Source organism: Bacillus hominis (assembly GCF_018332515.1).
Taxonomy (GTDB): Bacteria; Bacillota; Bacilli; order Bacillales; family Bacillaceae_G; genus Bacillus_A; species Bacillus_A hominis.
This window is the reverse complement of sequence record NZ_BOQD01000180.1, coordinates 1-1694: the sequence shown is the minus strand read 5'-3', so window position 1 is coordinate 1694 and position 1694 is coordinate 1. Positions and strand designations below refer to the sequence as shown.

Sequence of the window (1694 nt, the reverse complement as noted above, 5' to 3'; positions counted from 1 at the left end):
AAAGAGAATCCTAAACAGGCACTACAAAATTATAAAGAAGCTTTATCATTAGGAAGCTCTAAATCCTTAACAGAAGTATATGAAGCAGCTGGAATTCGTTTTGATTTTTCTAATGAAACAATAAAAGAATTAATGGCATTTGTAGAAGAGGAATTGAAATTACTTGAACAAATATAAATAAAAAATGCATCTGTCCTTATAGGTGCATTTTTTATTTATATTTGTTCAAATCAAATTGAATCTTTATCTCACTTTATTAATAAGCTCGATATATTGTAGGTCTCCATATCCTATTGTTGGAAAAAAATTAAATAACCTTTTTAATAATTCTTGTGTTGGTAAATCTTTATTTTTGGAGATATACTTTACTACTACATTATTTTCTTTTAGCATCTCTAAATATAAATCTATCGCCTGATACATTACAGGTAGTACCTCATGAGATGGCTTTTTATGATTTACTAGAACTTCATTGTAAATAGAAAAATAGTTGCCTAATTCAAGTTCAATTTGACTTACTTTAAATTCATCCTCTCTGAAGCTATTTAAGTATACTTTTCCCTTATAACCAGACTGTTCAAGGTAAGAAAGTACTGTAAGTAGATTCATTTGGCAAAACATATCTTCACCAAACCATAAAACGATACATTTATACTCACTCTTAAAAAGACCTTTTAACGGATGAATGACCTTTTTTATATAATTTTCTGTTGAATTGTTATGTCCCTCTGCCCTTGTTTTAATAAACTCTTCATTAAAAACTTGTTCAGTAGCTGCATTTACACACATCGCTTCATTAAATGGAGCGTAATCAGACTCCCCCATTAATTTTTCATTTTTAAATTCTTCATACATAAATTGACCATTTAATATGTTAAGTACATCTTTATCGAACAGCTCACTTCTCGCATTTCGTAACTGCTCAACCTCTATTTTTCTAGAAATATTCATTTTAAACTCTCCTTCATTATTTATATTGTGTTTAACAAATGATTGAATAGGCATTTTGTTTAGTTGAAATTCTCTTGGATTAATTCCAAAAACATTCTTGAAAGCTCGGCTATATGCTTCTTGCGAAGAATATTCGTAGTCAAAAGCAACATCAATTATTTTTCTATCTTTCTTTAAATCCTCAGTAGATAAATACAATCTTCTAAGAAGAATATAACGCCTAATACTTATACCTGTTACTTGATGAAACTTAAAAGAACAATAGTAAGGAGAATACCCCATATAACGAGATAATTCATCTAATGAAAATTCCTTTTTTAAATGGGCCTCAATCCAATCAATCATTCGCTGTATATGTTCATTCATTTACTTCACTCCTACTAAACATTATAAAAGGTATCCGTTTCTTTCTTTTGATATTTTTTGTGATTTATAACATGAACCCTTCTCTAAAATCTTTAAATATTATATGTAATTATTAATTTCATATTTTTTCAGCTATCTTATTTTGTCATATATTCTATTAACTTTTCAATTTAACTTTAATCATTGTGGGCTGTTCATGCCCCACTAATTATTAACACGTAAATTACGGGATATATCTTTTTAAAGGATTTCACAAAATAAAACAAGAATTTTGTAAGTTAAGGGACTTTTAGTTTTCTGGTTGGAAAATTTAAATTCGGAGAGGAAGTTAAAAATGAAGGAGCTAGAAAAAGAACTATACACATTAGTTAATGAAC

Annotated in this window: 1 protein-coding gene and 1 pseudogene; one reads left to right on the top strand and one right to left on the bottom strand. The window is 28.1% G+C overall.

The features are described 5' to 3' along the window. Positions 1 to 177, top strand: a pseudogene (locus KI356_RS18005) (M3 family oligoendopeptidase); the annotation flags it as partial. 66 nt (positions 178 to 243) lie between these two features. Here KI356_RS18005 and KI356_RS18000 read toward each other — a convergent pair. Beyond that, positions 244 to 1317 (bottom strand): helix-turn-helix domain-containing protein, encoded by a 1074-nt coding sequence (locus KI356_RS18000; RefSeq protein WP_128280101.1) that lies wholly within the window; start codon positions 1315 to 1317, stop codon positions 244 to 246. Positions 1318 to 1694 lie beyond the last annotated feature (377 nt).